The sequence below is a fragment of the Alicyclobacillus acidiphilus NBRC 100859 genome (assembly GCF_001544355.1).
Classification (GTDB): Bacteria; Bacillota; Bacilli; order Alicyclobacillales; family Alicyclobacillaceae; genus Alicyclobacillus; species Alicyclobacillus acidiphilus.
The window spans coordinates 1-1606 of the sequence record NZ_BCQI01000135.1 but is presented as its reverse complement, the minus strand read 5'-3'; the positions used below and the strand labels follow the sequence as shown (position 1 = coordinate 1606).

Sequence of the window (1606 nt, the reverse complement as noted above, 5' to 3'; positions counted from 1 at the left end):
GGATTTCGACGATTAGGTGATTGAGGTCATTGACCGGGGCATGTTTTCAAGTATTTGGTGGATTTGTTAGCGGACACGGCGAATCATGGTACGGAACTAGAGCAATGGACACAATTCCCCCCTCCCCAGACCAGGCTATGAACTCCACTTTTTCAATTGGAAGAAAAATCTACGTGGCGGCATGAAGCATGATCAACGACCGATGCTTGGCATACACGGGAAGACGAATGCTCCACTGGCGTGCATGACGCACTAGAATCCCAGGTAGATGGAATAGTCTTCGTCTGAGCCGTCCGGCGGTCCACTGTCGCACCCCTGGTTGAAGCGCGACGTGCTTGTACAGCAGGAGTAGATTATACGCAAGTAGCTTTAGACCTTGCAGCGCTTTGTTGGCATCGAAATTCTGGCTGGAGAATCGGTCAATGGCAAATCCATATTTGGCTTCCTTGATGTGATTCTCAGCGTTACCACGAAAGTTATAGAAGTGCCATACATCCTCGCCGCTCCAGTCAAACGTTGTGGCAATCGCCTCGTATTCCCAGAGCCAATCCGCACACAGGCACTCCTGGGGGTCAATGTCTAAGCGACGCACAATCACGACCCGCCGAGGCCTGTCCCAGGATGTTGCCTGATACATGATGGAAGTAACGTCACAATGTTCCCGGTCACTCTCTGTGATGCAGTGCCAGAGGAGATTTGGCACTTGCGCCAACTGTGCGAGTCGCTTGGTCCACTTCAGTTTGATGACGTAATCCCGCTGATCTTGCTCCAATATCTGAAACACTTTTTCTCCGGTAAACCCTTTATCCATGCGGACGGCACGAATGTTGACGCCATCCGGCAACTGGTCTTTCATCGCCTTGTAGAAATCCGCAAATCCATCTGATGTATGGGCGTCACCAGAGCGCAACTCATCATAGAGACAACAACCAGTGAGTGAATCAAACGCCAGCAAGGGATGGAAACTCGCTCGTCCGTGATGGTGTGGATTATATCCAACAGCGGACTGTTGCTGCGCGCCATAAACAGTCTCTACAGAGGAGTCGATATCGACCACGATGCCTTGTCCTTTGGGGAGAAGTGACCTTAGGATTTGTCTATGCGCCGAACGTATCGCTTTGATGCCAGCGTCGGAACCGAGCCGCTTCAGATCCTTATACAACAGAGTCGTATCAGGTAGTTTCGGCACGTCCAACTTCAGCTTCAACAGGGGATCTTGTTCGATGTCCTCAAAGTGGAAAATCCGTTCCTGACCCAGCAAGGAACCGAAAATGACGGTCAGAGCAATATCGTCCATGTGGAACTGGGTGTTTCTGCCCTTGCGTAATCCATGTACCCAAAACTCCCTATCAATACCCGTTCCCAAAACAAAATCTATGAGACCACTTGCACCGCCAAAGGAGGTGGCGGCATTCAAATCGTAGCGAGTATGAATTGTAGAGCTTTTACGAGCAAACTGACTTCGTGTATGATTATATTGTTTCACCCAAAAGGTGCTCCTTCCTAGCGAAGATGTGGTTCTCGACAAACTCATCTTAGCCATACGGGGAGCACCTTTTCAATTATTCACAACAGTTCATGAGGACACAATCGTCGAAATCCGGGA

Annotated in this window: 1 protein-coding gene; it reads right to left on the bottom strand. The window is 49.8% G+C overall.

Going from position 1 to position 1606, the window contains the following annotated elements; translation table 11 throughout:
- Positions 1-169 precede the first annotated feature (169 nt).
- A complete protein-coding gene (locus AAC01S_RS18380; protein WP_067625957.1) occupies positions 170-1486 on the bottom strand; it encodes an IS1380 family transposase in 1317 nt (438 codons plus the stop codon).
- Positions 1487-1606 lie beyond the last annotated feature (120 nt).